This window comes from Bradyrhizobium sp., from assembly GCF_019244115.1.
Classification (GTDB): domain Bacteria; phylum Pseudomonadota; class Alphaproteobacteria; order Rhizobiales; family Xanthobacteraceae; genus Bradyrhizobium.
Genome location: NZ_JAFATE010000890.1, coordinates 1 through 2,183 on the forward strand (window position 1 = coordinate 1; position 2,183 = coordinate 2,183).

1 protein-coding gene is annotated in these 2,183 nt (G+C 62.6%); it reads left to right on the forward strand.

The window, feature by feature from the left end; all coding sequences use genetic code 11:
- Positions 1-2,183 (forward strand): efflux RND transporter permease subunit (locus JOZ76_RS37205; protein WP_291706350.1); only part of this gene is annotated, 2,183 nt, incomplete at both ends.

The window sequence follows — 2,183 nt, forward strand, 5'->3', positions numbered from 1 at the left end:
AGATGACCTCGACGAGCGGCCTCGGCAACACCACGATCACGCTTCAGTTCGATCTCAACCGCAACATTGACGGCGCCGCCGGCGACGTTCAGACCGCCATCAACGCGGCAAGCGGGCTGTTGCCCAAGGATCTGCCTAGCCCGCCCACCTACAAGAAAACCAATCCGGCGGAGCGCGCGATTCTCATCTTCGCGGTGTGGTCGGACGCGCTGCCGATCTATCGCGTCGACGACTACGCCTATACCGTGCTGGCGCAGAAAATGTCGGTGATCAGCGGCGTGGCCGAGGTCGACATCGCCGGCCAGCAGCAATACGCCGTGCACGTGCAGGTCAATCCGATGGCGCTCGCGGCGCGCGGCATCGGCCTCGAAGACGTGCACACGGCGCTCAACAACGCGACCGTGAACGAGCCGAAGGGAAACCTCGAGGGCCGCAATCAGGTTTACAGCCTCGACACCAACGACCAGCTGTTCGACGCCCGCTCGTTCTGGAACGTGATCGTCGCCTATCGCAACGGCGCGCCGGTCAAACTCAAGGACGTGGGCGAGGTGATCGATTCCTCGCAGCTGCCGCGCACCGCCGCTTGGTTCAATGGTAAGCGCATCGAGCTTCTGCTGGTGCGCCGCGCGGCCGGCTCCAACACCCTCGACGTGGTCGATCAGATCAAGGCGGCGATGCCGCAACTCCAAGCCTCGATTCCGCCGTCGGTCCACGTCGATTTGATCTCGGACCGCTCGCAGAACATTCGTGAATCGGTCCAGGACGTCGAGTTCACGCTGATGCTCACCATCGGCCTGGTGGTGATGGTGATTTTTCTGTTTCTGCGCAACCTCTGGGCAACCATCATCCCGAGCATTGTCGTGCCGCTGTCGCTGGTCGCCACCTTCGGCATCATGTACGCGGTCGGCTACAGCCTCGACAATCTGTCGCTCATGGGCCTCACCATTGCGGTCGGCTTCGTGGTCGACGATGCGATCGTCATGATCGAGAACATCGTGCGCTACCTCGAGGAGGGCGACAGCCCGTTCGATGCCGCCATCAAGGGCGCCGGACAGATCGGCTTCACCATCATCTCGATCACCTTCTCGCTCATCGCCGTGTTCATCCCGCTGTTGTTCATGGGGGGCATAATCGGGCGGCTGTTCCGGGAATTCGCCGTCACCGTCACCACCGCGGTGCTCGTGTCTGGCTTCGTGTCGCTCACGCTCACCCCGGTGATGTGCTCGTTGTTTCTTACCCGCGAGAGCCAGCACGGGACCGGCCGCTTCAACCGTGCGGCGGAACGTTTCTTCGATTGGCTGATCGCCGGCTACGACCGCGGGCTCAAATGGGTGTTTCGCCACCAACCGCTGATGCTGATCTCGACCTTGGCGCTGATCGTCGTCACCGGTTTCCTCTACGTCTATATCCCGAAAGGTTTCTTCCCCGAGCAGGATACCGGGTTCATTTTCGGCCAGGCGGAGGCGCGCCAGGACATTTCCTTCGAGGCGATGTCGAAGATCGAGAACGACTTCGCCAGGGTGATCCTGACCGATCCGGGCGTCGCCGGCGTGGTCGGCTTCAACGGCGCGACCGGCGGAAACGCGGCCGAGAACACCGCGCGGGTGTTCATTCAGCTCAAGCCGTTGAGCGAGCGCAAGGCGACCGCGCAGCAGATCATTCAGCGGCTCCGACCCAAGGTAGCGCAGGTGACTGGCGCGAAATTCTACATGCAGGCGGGGCAGGACGTGACGATCGGCGGCCGGCTCACCCAGACGCTTTATCAGTATACCCTCACCGACACGGACACCGCGGAACTCAATCACTGGGCGCCGATCATCCAGCAGGAAATGCAGAAGCTGCCGCAGCTTCAGGACGTCGCCACCGACCAGCAGATTGCCTCACCCCACATCGCGATCGAGGTCAACCGCGACGCCGCCTATCGTCTCGGCCTCACCGCCGCGGTGATCGACCAGACGCTCTACGACGCTTTCGGGCAGCGTCAGGTCGGCACCATCTACACCTCGAGCCACCAGTATAAGGTCATCCTCGAGGTCCAGCCGCAGTTCCAGGACGACCCGAACGCGCTCTCGCGCATCTATCTCACGACGCCGACCGGCACGCGCGTGCCGTTGAGCGCGATCGCGAAATTCACGACCAAGATCGAGCCGCTGACCGTCAATCATCAGGGCCAGTTCCCATCG